Annotated in this window: 11 protein-coding genes; 4 read left to right on the top strand and 7 right to left on the bottom strand. The window is 68.4% G+C overall.

What is annotated here, in order from left to right; translation table 11 throughout:
• Positions 1 to 13 precede the first annotated feature (13 nt).
• Together bioA and AC5P57_RS07700 are read left to right on the top strand one after the other, a co-directional pair.
• Entirely contained in the window at positions 14 to 1,405 is a 1,392-nt protein-coding gene (bioA, locus tag AC5P57_RS07705) for an adenosylmethionine--8-amino-7-oxononanoate transaminase (RefSeq protein WP_239503823.1), read from the top strand.
• Positions 1,396 to 2,133: a 16S rRNA (uracil(1498)-N(3))-methyltransferase gene (locus tag AC5P57_RS07700; protein WP_099552042.1), complete on the top strand. Its 738-nt coding sequence runs from the start codon at positions 1,396 to 1,398 to the stop codon at positions 2,131 to 2,133. Before bioA ends, AC5P57_RS07700 begins: the two co-directional genes overlap by 10 nt.
• A 102-nt stretch (positions 2,134 to 2,235) precedes the next feature.
• Here the strand turns inward: AC5P57_RS07700 and AC5P57_RS07695 are convergent, their stop codons facing one another.
• The 7 genes from AC5P57_RS07695 to pilG all read right to left on the bottom strand — a co-directional run bounded on the left by AC5P57_RS07695 (position 2,236) and on the right by pilG (position 14,084).
• Complete coding sequence (locus AC5P57_RS07695; RefSeq protein WP_005410712.1) at positions 2,236 to 2,700, bottom strand: chemotaxis protein CheW; 465 nt, start codon at positions 2,698 to 2,700, stop codon at positions 2,236 to 2,238.
• Positions 2,697 to 4,031 (bottom strand): chemotaxis protein CheB, encoded by a 1,335-nt coding sequence (locus AC5P57_RS07690; protein ID WP_262234687.1) that lies wholly within the window; start codon positions 4,029 to 4,031, stop codon positions 2,697 to 2,699. Before AC5P57_RS07690 ends, AC5P57_RS07695 begins: the two co-directional genes overlap by 4 nt.
• A complete protein-coding gene (locus AC5P57_RS07685) occupies positions 4,018 to 10,593 on the bottom strand; it encodes an Hpt domain-containing protein (protein WP_495219522.1) in 6,576 nt (2,191 codons plus the stop codon). Before AC5P57_RS07685 ends, AC5P57_RS07690 begins: the two co-directional genes overlap by 14 nt.
• A gap of 100 nt (positions 10,594 to 10,693) precedes the next feature.
• On the bottom strand, positions 10,694 to 12,730 hold the full coding sequence (locus AC5P57_RS07680; protein ID WP_099552039.1) for a methyl-accepting chemotaxis protein: 2,037 nt from the start codon (positions 12,728 to 12,730) through the stop codon (positions 10,694 to 10,696).
• Between the two features lie 41 nt (positions 12,731 to 12,771).
• Positions 12,772 to 13,302 (bottom strand): chemotaxis protein CheW, encoded by a 531-nt coding sequence (locus AC5P57_RS07675; RefSeq protein WP_005410716.1) that lies wholly within the window; start codon positions 13,300 to 13,302, stop codon positions 12,772 to 12,774.
• A complete protein-coding gene (locus tag AC5P57_RS07670; RefSeq protein ID WP_005410717.1) occupies positions 13,302 to 13,664 on the bottom strand; it encodes a response regulator in 363 nt (120 codons plus the stop codon). Before AC5P57_RS07670 ends, AC5P57_RS07675 begins: the two co-directional genes overlap by 1 nt.
• 18 nt (positions 13,665 to 13,682) lie before the next feature.
• Positions 13,683 to 14,084 carry a twitching motility response regulator PilG gene (pilG, locus tag AC5P57_RS07665; RefSeq protein WP_005418455.1) on the bottom strand — a complete coding sequence of 134 codons (402 nt, stop codon included), beginning with the start codon at positions 14,082 to 14,084 and terminating at the stop codon, positions 13,683 to 13,685.
• Positions 14,085 to 14,324: 240 nt separating this feature from the next.
• Here pilG and gshB point away from each other — a divergent pair, with 240 nt between their 5' ends.
• Positions 14,325 to 15,272: a glutathione synthase gene (gene gshB / locus AC5P57_RS07660; protein WP_099552038.1), complete on the top strand. Its 948-nt coding sequence runs from the start codon at positions 14,325 to 14,327 to the stop codon at positions 15,270 to 15,272.
• Complete coding sequence (locus tag AC5P57_RS07655; RefSeq protein WP_099552037.1) at positions 15,272 to 16,156, top strand: energy transducer TonB family protein; 885 nt, start codon at positions 15,272 to 15,274, stop codon at positions 16,154 to 16,156. The genes gshB and AC5P57_RS07655 overlap by 1 nt, the downstream gene beginning before the upstream one ends.
• Positions 16,157 to 16,235 lie beyond the last annotated feature (79 nt).

Genomic DNA, 16,235 nt, shown 5'->3' with positions numbered 1-16,235 from the left:
TCATGAGCCCGAAATGCTAGCAGACCCAACCCCCTCCCCGCTGGCCCAGCACTGGCGGCAACGCGACCTGCAGGTGCTGTGGCACCCGTGCACGCAGATGCGTGAGCACCCGCATACCCTGCCGCTGGTACCGATCGCCCGTGGTGAAGGCGCATGGCTGATCGACCACGACGGCAACCGTTACCTGGACGCCGTCAGCAGCTGGTGGACCAATCTGTTCGGCCATGCCGAGCCGCGCATCGGCGGCGCCATCGCGGCGCAGGCCGGGCAGCTGGAACAGGTGATGCTGGCTGGCTTCGGCCACGAGCCGGCAATCACCCTGGCCGAGCGCCTGCTGGCGCTGGCGCCACGCCAGCCCGGCCGCGAACCGCTGGCCAAGGTGTTCTACGCCGACAACGGCTCGGCCGGCGTGGAAGTCGCGCTGAAGATGGCCTTCCAGTATTTCCAGAACCGCGGCGAGCCACGGCGCACGCGTTTCATCGCGCTGGAGAACGGCTACCACGGCGAGACCCTTGGCGCACTGGCGATGGCGGACATCCCGTTGTACCGCCGCGTCTACGCACCGCTTCTGGCCGAAGGCCTGTTCGCGCCCTCGCCCGATGCCTACCTGGCCGAGCCGGGGCAGAGTGCGGCTGATCGTGCACGCCAGGCCGCCGATGGCCTGGCCACCGTGTTCGACCAGCATCCGGGCGAGATCTGCGCGGTGATCCTGGAGCCACGCCTGCAGTGCGCCGGCGGCATGCGCATGCATGACCCGGTCTACCTGCAGCGTGTGCGCGAACTGTGTGATGCGCACGGCGCATTCATGATTGCCGATGAGATCGCCACCGGCTTCGGCCGCACCGGCACCCTGTTCGCCTGCGAGCAGGCTGGGGTGATGCCGGACCTGATGTGCCTGTCCAAGGGCCTGACCGGTGGCTTCCTGCCACTGGCCGCGGTGCTGGCCACGCAGGCGCTGTACGACGCCTTCCTTGATGACTCGCGCGAGCGCGCCTTCCTGCATTCGCACAGCTACACCGGCAACCCGCTGGCCTGTGCGGCTGCGCTTGCGACGCTGGACATCTTCCGCGACGACGATGTGATCGCCCGCAACCGTGGCATCGCCTCGGTGATGGGCACGCTGGCAGCGCCATTCGCCGATCACCCGCATGTGGCCGATGTGCGTCAGGCCGGCATGGTGGTGGCCTTCGAACTGTCACGCGATGGCAACAGGCGGACCCCGTTCGACCCGGCGCTGCGACTGGGCCTGCATGCCTACAAGGCCGCGCTGAAGCGTGGCGTGGTGCTGCGTCCACTGGGCGACGTGCTGTACTGGATGCCGCCCTACTGCGTGGACGACGAACAACTGGAGCTGCTGGCACATACCACGCTGGCGGCGATTGACGAGGCGATTGCATGCGCGTGACCCGCTGCCCCATCGACCTGGCGCTGCACAGCGGCCAGACCGTGACCCTGCCGGAAGAGACGGCCAACCATCTGGTGCGGGTGATGCGCCTGCGCGAGGGTGATACCTGCGTGCTGTTCAACGGCGATGGCCACGACTACAGCGCCACCCTGACCGCGGCCGGCAAGCGCGAGGTGCAGGTGCGCATCGATGCAGTGCAGGCCATCGACAATGAATCACCGTTGGCGATCACCCTGCTGCAAGGCATCGCGCGTGGCGAGAAGATGGACCTGATCCTGCAGAAGGCCACCGAGTTGGGCGTGAGCGCCATCGTTCCGGTGAATGCCGAGCGCACCGAAGTGAAGCTGGATGCCGCGCGCGCGGAGAAGCGCGTAGCGCACTGGAACAACGTGGTGACCTCGGCCTGCGGCCAGTCCGGGCGCGCGCGCATTCCCCAGGTGGGATCGCCGTTGTCACTGGCGCAGGCTGCGGCGACGCTGCCGGCCGATACGCTGCGGCTGACGCTGGACCCCCTGGGCGCCCATCGCCTGTCGACACTGGACGCTGCGCCGACGGGCGGCATCGTGATCGCGATCGGCCCGGAAGGCGGGTGGTCGCCGCGCGACCGCGATCAACTGGCGGCGGCCGGCTTCCAGGGGCTGCAGCTGGGCCCGCGCATCCTGCGCACGGAGACGGCCGGCCTGGCCGCGATCGCGGCATTGCAGGCGCGGCTGGGGGATCTGGGGTAAGGCTGATGGGTGGTAGTGCCGGCCGCTGGCCGGCATCCACGGGATCATGCGGTTGCCGGCCAGCGGCCGGCACTACCGGGAATCCGACCGGCCGATTCCCGATCAGGCCGCCAGCGAATCCAGTGCGGCTTCCAGCGCGTCCAGGTTTGGCAGCAATGCGCTCTGCTCACCCAGCAACACGCGCATGTGCACGATCTGCGGCAGGGTTTCCTCGGAAGCATCGGCCAGCAGGCCATCGCGCGGCACCGAGATCAACTGCGGGAAATTCTGCGTAAGCAGCGCGTAGTACGGGCGCTGTGCGTTGCCGCTCAGGGCCTTCAGCACCACCACTTTGTTGTGGCCGCCCACCGCTTCCTCGCCCAGCCCGGAAAGCCGCGCGAACGACACCAGCGGCACCTGCCAGCCGTGCCAGCCGATCTCGCCGACCAGCCAGCGCGGTGCATCGGAGACCGGCTGCACCGGCACCCGCGACATCATTTCGGCCACGGTGGCATTGGGCAGCAGCACGCGCTCGTTGCCAGCCTGGATCAGGACGCCGCGGATTTCGTCATTGCTGGCATAGCTCATGGTGCGTCTCCGTTGTCGTCCTGCTCGCCCCAGCGCGCGGCGATGGCCTGCGCCAGGTCCTGCGGTTCGCCGGCCACCATGCCGGCAGCCACCACGGCGGTCGCCGCGGCCGGGTCGTAGCAGCCTTCCCCGACCTGGCCGGCCACCCAGGCACCCGCCGCAGCAAGGTCCAGTGCCGGCCCGACGTGGGCCAGATCGGCACCGCTGAGCAGCACCAGCGCGGTGTGTTCCGCCGGCAGCGCAGCCAGCGAGATACCCTGCGCATCGCTGAGGAAATGCAGGCCGTCGGCTGTCACGCATACGCCGATGTCATCGGCCAGCACGTGTACTTCACCGGGGACGGCCCGCTGGCCGGCTTCGGCCAGCTGCACCGGCAACGGCGACACGCGTGCCATCTGCTTGACCAGGTTGCCATAACGGCCGCCATCCAGGCGCATGTGCACCAGCACCGGCACGCTCAGCGACGACGGCAGCGCACCGAGCAGACGGCGCAGCGCATCCGGGCCACCAATGCCGGCCAGCACCAGCAGCGAACCGGCACGTGCGCCCGCGGGCGCCGCAGCATCCAGGTCCACCAGGCTGAGGTGATCGGTATCGAAGGATGGCAGCGTTGCTTCCACCGCGGCGCTGTGGCCGGTGGCTGCGGATACGTCTGCTACGTCCTCGACCAGCGACCACGCGGTGTGGTCGAAGGAGACCGGCGGCGGGGCCGCTGCGGCCGGCGGGGCAACCGGCTGCATCGGCGCTGCATCCAGCGGCTCCGGCACGACCGGCTGCAGCGCGGCCAGTGCCTGCTCCAGCGCGATCGGTTCGTGCAGGTGCGCCGGTGGCGCATACAGGCTGTCCGCCGGTACCTCGTCGGCCCAGCTCAATGCCTGGTCCAGATGCGGCAGAAGCGCTTCTTCCCGTGGTACCGGCGGCGGTGCCGGGTGACCCGGTTCCAGCTGCAGGGCGGGTTCGTCTTCCGCACCCGGCGGCAGCACCTGCTGGTGACCGTGCAGCTTGGCGGCCAGGTGGCGGCCCCAGCGCTGTGCCTCCCAACCATCACGGCGCGCCGCCAGTTCGGCCTCGTCGAAGACCAGGGTCAGGCCCGGTGCGGACAGCACCGCTTCAAGCCGCTCCAGAGCATCCTCGATGGCCGCCTCCAGCGCGATCACCACGAACTGTGGACGCGCGTCCTGCAGCAGCTGCGGCTCCAGGCCGTTCGGGTCGTCTTCCAGCACCAGCTGCACATCGGCATGCGACAACGCCTCGCGCAGGCGCTCGCGCGCCGCGCCGGGACGGGCCAGCAGGGCGACGGCCGGGGCCGCCTGGGCTTCACTCACGGACACGGGCGATCCCCAGCAGGTCGTACACGTTACGCATCAGGTCCAGCTCCTGGTACGGCTTGCCCAGGTAGCGCTGCACGCCGATCTCGAAGGCGCGCTGGCGGTGCTTGTCGCCGCTGCGCGAGGTGATCATCACGATCGGCACGTCCTTGTAGCGCGGGTCGGCGCGCATCGCGGTGGCGAGCTCGTAGCCATCCATGCGCGGCATCTCGATGTCCAGCAGCATCAGGTCGGGCACGCGTTCTTCCAGGCGCTCCAGTGCTTCCACACCGTCGCGGGCGACGCTGACCTCGAAGTTGTGGCGTTCGAGGATGCGCCCGGTGACCTTGCGCATGGTCAGCGAATCGTCCACCACCATCACCAGCGGCACCTGGCGCTCCTGGCGCGGCGCGTTGGCCAGCACCGGCAGCGTCGGGTTGGCGAGGAAGCGGCGCACCAGCGGCGCCACGTCCAGGATCACCACCACGCGGCCATCGCCGGTGATGGTGGCGCCGTAGATGCCCGGCACCGAAGCAATCTGCAGGCCGACCGGCTTGACCACGATTTCGCGGTTGCCCAGCACCTGGTCGATCGCCACGGCGGCACGCAGGTCACCGGCACGGACCAGCAGCAACGGCACCTGGTCCTGGCCATCGGCACGCGCCGGAGCCTGCCCGACCAGGCTGCCGAGGTCGTACAGCGGATAGTCCTCGCCGCTGTAGCGATAGCTGCTGTCGGCCGCTTCGAAACGCTCGCGCGACAGGCGGCCGATGCCACTGACCGAGGCGACCGGCACCGCAAAGGTGGTTTCGCCGATCTGCACGAACACCGCCTGGGTGACGGCCAGCGTCTGCGGCAGGCGCAGGGTGAAGCGCACGCCCTGGCCACGCACCGACTGGATGTCGACCGAACCACCGAGCTGGCGCACTTCGTTGCGCACCACGTCCATGCCCACGCCTCGGCCTGCCAGCTGGCTGACCTGGTCGGCAGTGGTGAAACCGGAGGCGAAGATCAGGTTGTCCAGTTCCTGCTCGTTCGGCTGCGCATCGGCAGCCAGCAGGCCACGGTCGATGGCGCGGCGGCGGATCGCTTCGCGGTCCAGGCCGGCGCCGTCGTCGGCCACTTCCAGCACGATTTCCGAGCCTTCGCGGTGCAGGCGGATGGCGATCTCGCCCTCCTCCGGCTTGCCAGCGGCGCGACGCTGTTCCGGCGCTTCCAGGCCATGGGCCACGGAGTTGCGCAGCATGTGCTCCAGCGGCGCGACCATGCGATCGAGGACGTTGCGGTCCAGTTCGCCGTGAGTGCCTTCCAGGGTCAGGTGGACCTGCTTGCCGGTATCCATGCCGGACTGGCGGACCACGCGGCGCAGGCGCGGCACCAGGCCATCGAACGGCACCATGCGCGCGCGCATCAGGCCGTCCTGCAGTTCCGAACTTACGCGCGACTGCTGCTGCAGCAGGGAGTCGTACTGGCGCGACAGATCGTCCAGCACGCCCTGCAGGCCACCAAGGTCGGCGGCGGACTCGTTCAGCGCACGGCTGAGCTGCTGCAGGGTGGAGAAACGGTCCAGTTCCAGCGGATCGAACTTCTGGTCAGCCTGGTCCTGCTCGCGCTGGTAGCGGGCGACGATCTGCGCCTCGGTTTCCAGATCGAGGCGGCGCAGCTGGTCGCGAAGACGCGCATTGGTGCGCTCCAGTTCACCCATCGCGCCACGGAAGGCACCGAGCTGCTGTTCCAGACGCGAGCGGTAGATCGCCACTTCACCGGCGTGGTTGACCAGTCGGTCGAGCAGGTCGGCGCGCACGCGCACCTGTTCCTGCTGCGGACGGGCCAACGGGTCTTCGTCGGCCACGCCTTCGGCCGGCAGCGGTGCCGACAGCGGAGCATCGGCCGGCGGCGTCAGCGGGCCCGCAGCCTGCGCCGGCACGGTCTCGGCCTCGCTGGCCGCACGCGCGGCCGCAGCGGCTGCCGCGATATCGGTGGTGGTGCGGACCTCGAAGACCTCCACCAGGTCCTGTGCAGGTTCCACCACGCGGTGGGCACCGGTCCGGGTGAGCAGCTGGTGCAGGCGGTCGAAGCCGCGCTCCAGCAGCTGCACGTCGCGGCGTTCGATCTCGGTGCGGCCGGCCGCCACGGCTTCCAGCAGGGATTCGATGCTGTGGCCAAGGTCGCCGATGGCATTGATGCCCGCCATGCGTGCGCCACCCTTCAGGGTGTGCAGGTCACGCTGCAGGCCGGCCAGTACCTCTCGATCCTGCGGCGCATCGCGCAGTTCGCTGATCAGGCCATCGCAATGATCGAGCAGATCCTTGCCCTCCTCGACGAAGATGTCGACCAGCTCGCGGTCGTACACACTGAAGTCGAGCGCATCGGCGCCGTCCGCGGTTTCTTCCGGAGTGGAGGCTTCTTCGTGGAGCGGTGCACGCTCCACAGCGTCGGCCTCGGCAGGTTCGGCATCGGCGTGGGCCGTGCCTTGGCCCGGTGCATCTTCCAGTTCGAAGAACCGTACCGGCTCGGCGGTGGCCTGCAGTGCTTCGGCAGCGCTCACCTCGTTCACCGTCGCCGGGGACGGCTGATCGGCGCTCTCTCCTTCGCCGACCGCCGCCTCCCCGCCGACGTCCGCATCCTCGGCAAAGGCTTCCGCCTCGCCCGGCGCGAGTTCGCTGGCCTGGAGGCCGAGCACGGGCCATTGCCCGTCGTCGTCCAGGGTCTGCTCTTCGTCGATCACGTGCAGGCCGGCCTCGAGCGCGGCTGCAAGCGTGACCGGTTCTGCAAAACCCGGCGCAGCCATTTCATCCTGCAGGCTCGACAGCTCGCTGTCGAGTGGCAGTGCAGCAGCGCCGTCGTCAAGGCTGGCGTCGGCATCGCCCAGGTCAGCGGACATCGACGTATTCAGGTCGATTGCGTCAATCTCCACGGACGCCGGCATCTCATCGGCGTCGCGGTCATCCACCGGCAGCGCGCGGGCATCCAGGTAGGGCGACAGGTCGTCCGCGGCGGTCAGATCGGCCTCCGCGACCGGCGTCGTTGCGACGTTCAGGTCGGTCGTCGCAACAACCGGCTCGCTCTGGACCGGCTGGATCGATTCAATCGATCCGGTGCCTTCGGTGGTGGCTTCGCCTTCACCCGGTACCGATGGCCATCCGGCATCGAAGTATCGCGAAAGATCATCACTGCCGGTCAATTCGCCGACATCGAGGCCTGTGCCGATCACGCCCGCGGTCCCGGCGGCCTGCGCGTCGACCGCAAGCGGTTCCGGCTCAGGTCCGGCAGGTTCGACCCCAGGCGCGGCAGCTTCGAACGCAGGACCGGTCTCCAGCGCCAGATCCTCGTCGTCGTCCTCCAGCCCAACCATCGGCCAGCGCGCTTCCGGCAGTTCACCGGCCAGCGCCTGCAGGCGCTGCACCAGCGCTTCCTGCGGCGTGATGCGCGGCTGTTCGGCCTGCAGCGCTTCCATGGTCGCGGTGATCGCCTGCGCGGTCGCATCCAGCGCAGCCACGCCCTCGTCCCCCGGCACCACGTCTGCAGCCAGCGCGCGCTTGATGTAGGACTCGGCACCGCCGGTAACGGCCGTGATTTCCGGCACTTCGGTCATTGCGAAGGCGCCGTTCATGGTGTGCACCGCGCGCAGCAGCGCGTCGCTGACCGGCTGCGGCGCCTGCTGCGCCGAGCGCAGCCAGTCCTGCAGGGTCGCCTGGTGGACTTCCACTTCGGCTTCCAGGATCTCGCGCAGCACGCTGTCGATGTTGGCCGGCGTGCCCAAGGCTTCAGGCGCCGGGTCCGCATCGGCTTCAGCCTGTACCGACGCCATTGCTTCGGCCTCGAGGATGCGGCTGATCTCGTCCTCGCCATCGGCTTCGACCACCGGTGCGGCGGGCGCGGCCGCAACCGGCAGCGGTACGTAATAGGTTTCCTCACCCGCGCCGACGCGATCGGCAATGGCCTGCATCGCCTGCAGGTCCACGCTGATCCGCTGGCCATGACGCAGTGCGGCGTTCAGCTGCGGCAGCGCGGCATGTGCGTTGTCGACCATGGCCAGCACGGCTGGCGTCGCCGCGCGGCTGCCGTCGAGCACGCGGTTGAGCATGCCCTCGATCTTCCACGCGAATTCGCCCAGGGTGCGTGCACCGACCAGTCGGCCACTGCCCTTGAGCGTGTGGAAGATGCGGCGGATAGGACGCAGACGGTCCATGTTGTCCGGCTGCAGGCGCCATGCCGGCAGCAACGTACCGAGGTTGGCCAGTTCGTCGTCGAACTCTTCCAGGAACACCTCGCGGATGTCCTCGTCGATGTTCTCGGCATCGTCGTCGAAACCCGCTTCGAAGCCGGCCTCGGTCCCTGCCACGACCGGGATGTCCGCAGTGGGCGGAGCCGCCGTGGCCTGCGGATTGAAGTCGGCCGCCGCGGCGCTCAGCTCGGCAAAGAACTGCGCGTCGGCTTCGCTGAAATCAATCGGCGCAATGGTGTCGATGTCGATCATCGACACTGCCGCTGCCGGTACATCGCCAAGCGGTGCGGGCGTTTCCACCGGCACATCCACCGGGGTGATGTCCGGTTCTGCGGCAACAGGGTTTTCTTCCACCACCGCAGGGGCGGTGGCATCGACGCTCTCCAGCGACGGATGCGGCCCGGCAGCGTCCTCCAGCGACAATGTCTCCATCGCATGCAGCGACAGCACGTCGTCGGCATTGTCCAGCGCATCGGCATCAAAACGGAACACGACGTCGTCGCTTGCAGAAACCGCATCATGTTCGGCGGCCACCGGGTCGAACACCGGTGCGGCATGCGTGCCGGTCTCGATGGACAGCGTCGCGTCGGCGGCGTCCTCGACGTCCAGGCCAGTCGTCGCATCGGACTGCACCGGCAGCGTCGCCTCCGACAGCGTCCACTGCGTGGCGGCCCCCTGCCCTGCATCGGCCTGTTCGAAACTGACCGGATCGAAGCTGGCAAACGTCGGACTGCGCTCATCGTCCACTGGAGCGAGCGGATCGGCCTCCGGATGGAACGGTGCCAGATCCCATTGCGGGACTTCGGGCGCCGGCGCGCTGGAAGCGGCAAAGACCAGCGGTGCATCCGCCTCGTCATGCAGCGACAGCGGCGCGGCGGCGACGGACCCCAGCCCACCGAACATCAAGCTGTTGTCCACCGCCGCCGGCGAAGGCGTGGCCGGTGGCGGATCGAAGGTGAAGTCCGGCAGCGGTACCGGCACCTCACCGGGTGCCGGCGCAGCAGACTGTACCGGGATCTCAATGGGCTCCGGCTGCAATGCCGTGGCCAGCAGCGGAACCGGCTCGCGCTCGATGGACTGCGGCGTAAACGTTGCCGCCTCGGCCGCATCGCGGTCCGGCAGTGGCCAGTAGCGCAGCGCCTCAAGGCTGCTGCGGGTGATGTCGAGGATGTCCTCGCGGCCCGGACGGCGGTCGCGCAGGGCTTCCAGGTAGTACTCCAGGCTGGCCATGGCGTCGGCCAGGGTGTCCAGCTGACGGCCACTGGGCACGCGCTGGCGACCGATCAGCTCGGCTTCGATGTACTGCTGCACACCGCGCAGGTAATCGGCAGCCGTGCCAAGATCCAGCATGCGCAGCGCGCCGGAGACATCGCCCAGCAGGCGCGGCACGTCCTGCAGCTCGGCATGGTGCCAGCCGGTTTCGATGAAAGCGACGAAATGCTCGCGGGCGGCGGCGAAGTTGGCGATGGCCTCATGCGCCAGCACCTCTACCGTGCGCCGGTTCTCCACTGCGCTCGGATCGTCCTCGCCACTGCCGTCGGCACCCAGATGGGCGACCTGGTCATCCAGCGAGGCATCCACGTAGAGCAGCGCACCGGCAATATCCAGCAGCAGGTTCTCGTCGATCTGCTGGCGGCCTTCCACCACGCCACGCAGTGCATCACGCTGCTGCACGACCACGCCGCGGGCCACGCCCAGGCCCATCATGCCCAGCGTATCGGCCACCGCGCCCAGTTCATTGGCCTGGATCTGCAGCTGTTCCGGCGCACCTCCGGTACGCAGGTGCAGGTCCAGTGCATCCTTGATGCGCAGCAGTTCTTCCTTCACCGCGCTGCCAACGGTGTCGAGCAGTTCGCGGTTGCGCCCGCTCAGGCTGCCACGCGCGTGGTCCAGTTCGGCCTCGGTGGCGGTGACGCTGTCCGGCGCGAACGCCAGCAGCACGCTGTCATGCACGCCTTCCTCGCCACGCGCGGCGCGGATCTCGTTGAGCAACGGCATCAACACGATCGGAATGTCGCGATGGCCGTTCTGCAGGCGCTCCAGGTAGTCGGGCAGCAGCACGCTGCCGCGCATCAGGGTCGCGCAGGCTTCATCGCGGTCGGCCACGCCACCGGCGCCGATGGCATGGGCCAGCTGTTCAAGCTCCTCGGCCACCATCGCCGGGGCGTACAGCTCGACCATGCGCAGGGTGCCCTGCACCTGGTGCAGGTAGCCGGCGCAGATGCGCATGCGGCTGGCATCGGTCGGGTCTTCCGCGTAGTACTCGACCTCGTTGCGCACCTGGCGCAGGGTCTCGTCCAGCTCCGGCTTGACCCAGCCCAGCGCTGCGTGGCTCATCGCATCGCGCAGACTGCTCATGGACGCGCTCCGTTCGCCGCCGCGCGGAAGCCGCGCGAGTTCTGGCGTGGGGAAGGGAAATGCTTCATCGACTGGTTCCTTGCTCGCCGCCCTGCCCGCGTCACGCCGGCAGCTTGAAGTCGGCGACCGAACGACGCAGGTCGGCCGCCAGCTGCGCGAGGTGGCCGATCGATTCGGCGGTCTGCCCGGCACCCTGCGAGGTCTGGCCGGTGATCTGCCGGATCACGCCCATGGTGCGGGTGATGTCCGAGGCCGCGGCCGACTGCTGCTGGGCGGCGATGGAGATGTTCTTGATGAGGGTGTTCAGTGCATTGGACACGCGCTCGATTTCGGTCAGCGCGGTGCCGGCGTCCTCGGCCAGGCGTGCACCGGATACCACTTCGGCGGTGGTCTGCTCCATCGAGGTGACCGCTTCGTTGGTATCGGCCTGAATGGCCTGCACCAGGTTCTCGATGCGTCGGGTCGCGCCGGAGGTACGTTCTGCCAGGCGCTGCACTTCGTCGGCCACGACCGCGAAACCGCGGCCCGCTTCACCGGCCGAAGCCGCCTGCACCGCCGCGTTCAACGCCAGGATGTTGGTCTGCTCGGAAATGTCGTTGATCAGTTCCACGATCGAGCCGATTTCCTGCGACGACTCGCCCAGGCGCTTGATGCGTTTGGAGGTTTCCTGGATCTGGTCGCGGATCTGGTCCATGCCCTGGATGGTCTCGCGCACCACGCCTGCACCCTCGGCGGCGATCACCACCGAACGCTGTGCCACGTCGGCCGATTCGGCCGAGTTGCGCGACACCTGCTCGATGCTCGCCGCGATTTCGCCGATGCGGTCCGACGCCGAGGTGATCTGGTTGGCCTGGTGGCCCGCCGCCTCTGCCAGCTGCATGGCAGTGGCCTGGGTCTCCTGGGTGGACAGCGCGACCTTGGCCGAGGTGTCGTTGATGGTGGTCACCAGGTGGCGCAGCTCGTCGACCGCGTAATTGATTGCGTCGGCGATGGCGCCGGTCATGTCCTCGGTCACCGAGGCCTTCACCGTCAGGTCGCCCTCACCCAGCGAGGAGATTTCGTCCAGCAGCCGCATGATCGCCTGCTGGTTGCGACTGTTGAACTCCACCTGGGTCTGGTAGCGCAGTTCCTGCTCGCGCGAGCGGCTGCGCACGTTGGTCGAGACGAAGCCGATGATCGCGATCAGCGACAGCGCACCGGAGACCACGCCGATCCAGAAGTTCGGGAACAGGCGGGTATCGGACACCGAGCCGAACGAGGAAAACGCCTCGAACAGCTTGCGGCTGTCGTCCAGCATGTGCGCCGAGCCCTGGCCCAGCGCGGTGGCGGCCGACTGCGCGGCGAACAGCTGGCGCGAGCTGGCCAGGATCGCGTCGGCGTCCTGCTTCATCGCCTGCCACTTCTGCTGCGACTGCTCCAGCGCGGCCACGGCGGCGGCACCGCGCACGGCAGTGATGCCCAGTTCTTCGTTGCCATTGCGCAGGCCGTCGAGCACCTGCGAGAACACGGTGATGTCGCGGGCCAGTGCATCGCCCGAGGTGGCAGCGGCGCTGCCACCGGCACGCATTTCGGTCACGCGGCGAGCCATCGAACCGGCCACCACCACCTGCTGCAGCGCGCTGTACACCTGCGCCGACGGTGCGCCGGAGGCGGACATCGCACGCACCAGTTCGTTCAGCTGGGCCTGCAGGCCCGGCACCGCGCCGGTGAAGTTGTTGGCGTTGCCGGCCAGTGCCAACACCGCCGGCTCGCTGGCGACCAGCTGCCCGGCCTGTTTGCCCAGCGGCGCCCAGGTTTCACCCAGCGTGGTGATCGCGCCGGACACGCCCGGCTCCTTGCCGTAGCGCCCCTGCAGGGTCGACACGTTCTGTTCGATCGCGTTGCGGGTCGCCTTGAAGGCGGTGAACGCCTGCGCGTTGCCGCCCACCGCGTCACGGCCCTGGTTGGCCAGCTGCTGCGACAGCACCTGCAGGTCGGCGGCCTTGGAGCCGGCATCGGCCAGGCGACTGCCCTGCCAGGTGGCGACGCCGGTGTTGACGCCGAACAGGATCATCGATGCCAGCAGCAGGAACAGCCAGAGGTTGCTGCCGCCCAGCCGCAGCTTGCCGGTCTTGGTGGCGTCCGAAGCAGTACTCATCGTTCAACCTCGATCTTCAATGCAGGGGGCGATGCCCGGCCTCAGGCCGCGGCTTGCCGGAATTCAGGGGTACGCGACAGCAGCGAGAGGGAGAACACACCCCAGTCGTGGCCGTCGGCGTGGAAGGCGCGATCGACGAAGTGGCCGTAACGCCCTTCGGCCAACGTACCGGCCGCGATCTGCTGGTCCAGTTCGAAGCTGCGCTGGCCGAACAGTTCATCGATGGTCAGGGCGACGTCGCCGCCGGCCTGGCGCATGATCAGCACGCGCTGGCCTTCCTGCTGCACGGTACGCGTGCCTTCCAGGAAGTACTTCAGGTCGACCACCGGGAACAGGTTGCCGCGCAGGTTGCCCACGCCCAGCAGCCACGGCTGCGCGCACGGCACCGGAGTCACCGGCGGCATCGGCACGATTTCCACCACTTCACGGAAATCGGACACCAGCCGGCGCTGGCCGACGCGGTACCCCACGCCACGCCAGAGGTCCTGGGCGAACTGACGCTCGGGCAGCTGCACCGCATGGGCCAGGCTGCGCCGTTCGTAGGCTTCAAGAATGTCGAAGGGCGAGCGCATCAGGCCACCAGTTCGTTGATCCGCGCGATCAGTTCATCCTCGCGCGGCGGCTTGACGATGTAATCGGCCGCGCCCTGGCGCAGGCCCCATGCCTTGTCGGTTTCCATCGCCTTGGTGCTGACGATGATCACCGGGATGTGCTTGATCGCCGCATCACGGGCCATCGCGCGGGTGGCCTGGAAGCCGCTCATGCCGGGCAGGACCACGTCCATCAGCACCAGCTGCGGCACCTGGTCGCGGACCAGCTGCAGTCCATCCTCGGCGTTGTCCGCTTCCAGCACCTCGTGGCCGGCACGGCGCAGCCACTGGGTGAACACCGCGCGGTCGGTCGGTGAATCCTCGATCAGAACGATACGAGCCATTGTGCCTTTCCCCCCTGGTCAGGCGTTGACGTATGTGCGGATGGCACCCAGCAGTTCTTCACGCGTGAAAGGCTTCGTCAGGTATTGCTCCGAGCCGACGATGCGTCCCCGCGCCTTGTCGAACAGGCCATCCTTGGACGAGAGCATGATGACCGGGGTCGCCTTGAACAGCTGGTTGCCCTTGATCAGCGCACAGGTCTGGTACCCGTCCAGGCGCGGCATCATGATGTCGACGAAGATGATCTGCGGTTGCTGGTCTGCGATCTTCGCAAGCGCTTCAAAGCCGTCGGTGGCGGTCACCACCTCGCAGCCTTCGCGCTTGAGCAGCGTTTCCGCAGTCCTGCGGATGGTCTTCGAATCATCGATGACCATCACCCGGAGTCCTGCGAGTTCCCCGCCCGCAGTCGTGTTTTCAGTCATTGCCTATCCCCAAGCGCACGGCCCGATCTCTGGCGGGGGCCGCTACGAAAGCGTATCTATATCGCACTTTCCGCGCCCGCTTCAAGGCCGCCCCATGGCGCGGGGCATGGCACCCTCCTGAACGTGACGGGTTTCGCAATGACTGCGCGAGCGCCGGGCGGACGCTGCGTTGCAGTACGGCGGGGAGGCGCGCGACCGGCGTTGCCGCTACCATCAACGCCTTGCCTGACAGGTGCGCCCATGCCGTTGAACGTCATCGTGGTGATGGATCCCATCGCCCACATCAAGATCGCCAAGGACACCACCTTCGCCATGCTGCTGGAAGCCCAGCGCCGCGGCCATGCCCTGCACTACGTGCGCCCGGGCGGCCTGGCCCTGGAGGGCGGCGTGGCGGTGGCCCAGACCGCGCCATTGCAGGTGCGCGACGACCCGGCCGGCTGGTACGAGCTGGGCGCGTTCAGCCGCACCGAATTCGGCCCCGGCCAGATCGTGCTGATGCGCAAGGACCCGCCGGTCGACGCCGAATACATCTATGACACCCAGGTGCTGGACGTGGCCGCAGCGGCCGGCGCCTGCGTGGTCAACAACCCGCAGGGCCTGCGCGACTACAACGAGAAGCTGGCCGCCCTGCTGTTCCCGCAGTGCTGCCCGCCGACCCTGGTCAGCCGCGACGCCAAGGCATTGAAGGCCTTCGCGCTGGCGCATGGCCAGGCCGTGCTGAAGCCGCTGGACGGCATGGGTGGCCGCTCGATCTTCCGCAGCGGCCAGGGCGACCCGAACCTGAACGTCATCCTGGAAACCCTGACCGACGGCGGCCGCAGGATGGCACTGGCGCAGAAATTCATCCCGGACATCACCGCCGGCGACAAGCGCATCCTGCTGGTCGATGGCGAGCCGGTCGACTACTGCCTGGCGCGCATCCCGCAGGGTGATGAATTCCGCGGCAACCTCGCCGCCGGCGGGCGTGGCGAAGGCCGCCCGCTGAGCGAGCGCGACCGCTGGATCGCCGCCCAGGTCGGCCCGGAAATGAAGCGCCGCGGCATGCGCTTCGTCGGCCTGGACGTGATCGGCGATTACCTGACCGAGGTCAACGTGACCAGCCCGACCTGCGTGCGCGAACTGGATGCGCAGTACGGCCTGAACATTGCCGGCACCCTGTTCGACGCACTCGAGGCCGGCCTGCGCTGATGCCGTCCGCACCTGCCGTACTGCCCCCGCCGCCGCGCGAAGCGCAACGGCTGGGGGCAACCATCGCGCTGTCGGTGCTGGTCCACGCCCTGCTGATCCTGGGCGTGGGCTTCGCCGTGAAGGGCGATGCGCCGCTGGTGCCGACGCTGGAAGTGATCTTCAGCCAGACCCGCACCGCGCTGACCCCGAAACAGGCCGATTTCCTGGCTGCGGCCAACCAGGAAGGGGGTGGCGAGCACGACCGCGCGCAGCGTCCGCGCGACAACCAGGCCGGCATCGTGCCGCAGGCCCAGTCCGGAATCAGCCCGGTTCCACAGCAGCAGCAATCGGCCGCGCCGGTTCCACCGCCACAGGCACGGGTGGTCAGCAGCCGCAATGGCGAAGAGGTGGTGGCGCAGGCACAGTCCCGCCCCACGCCGGATCAGCCCGAACCGGATGCGCCGTTGAGCGCACGCGAGCAGCGCGATGTGGAGATGGCGCGGCTGGCTGCCGAAGTGCATCTGCGCTCGGCGCAGTACGCCAAGCGTCCGAACCGCAAGTTCGTGTCGGCCAGCACGCGCGAGTATGCCTACGCCAATTACCTGCGCGCCTGGGTCGACCGTGCCGAGAAGGTGGGCAACCTGAACTATCCGGACGAGGCCCGGCAGCGCCGCCTCGGCGGCCAGGTGGTGATCAGCGTGGGCGTGCGCCGCGATGGCAGCGTGGAGAGCAGCCGGATCCTGCGTTCAAGCGGGACGCCGTTGCTGGATGAGGCGGCGCTGCGGGTGGTGAAGCTGGCGCAGCCGTTCCCGCCGTTGCCGAAGACCGAGGATGAGATCGACATCCTGCAGGTCACCCGTACGTGGGTGTTCCTGCCGGGCGGCACCCTGCACGACGACCGGTAGGGGTTTGTTGCCCGGGCCAGCGGCCCGGGACCCGCTGCAAGGCTGGAGCAACGTCAAAATCAACGTCAACAGCAGCGGT

The organism is Stenotrophomonas sp. YJH_SMC_79 (genome assembly GCF_059367995.1).
Note: the sequence above shows the minus strand (reverse complement) of the source record. Positions and strands in the feature narration are given on the sequence as shown.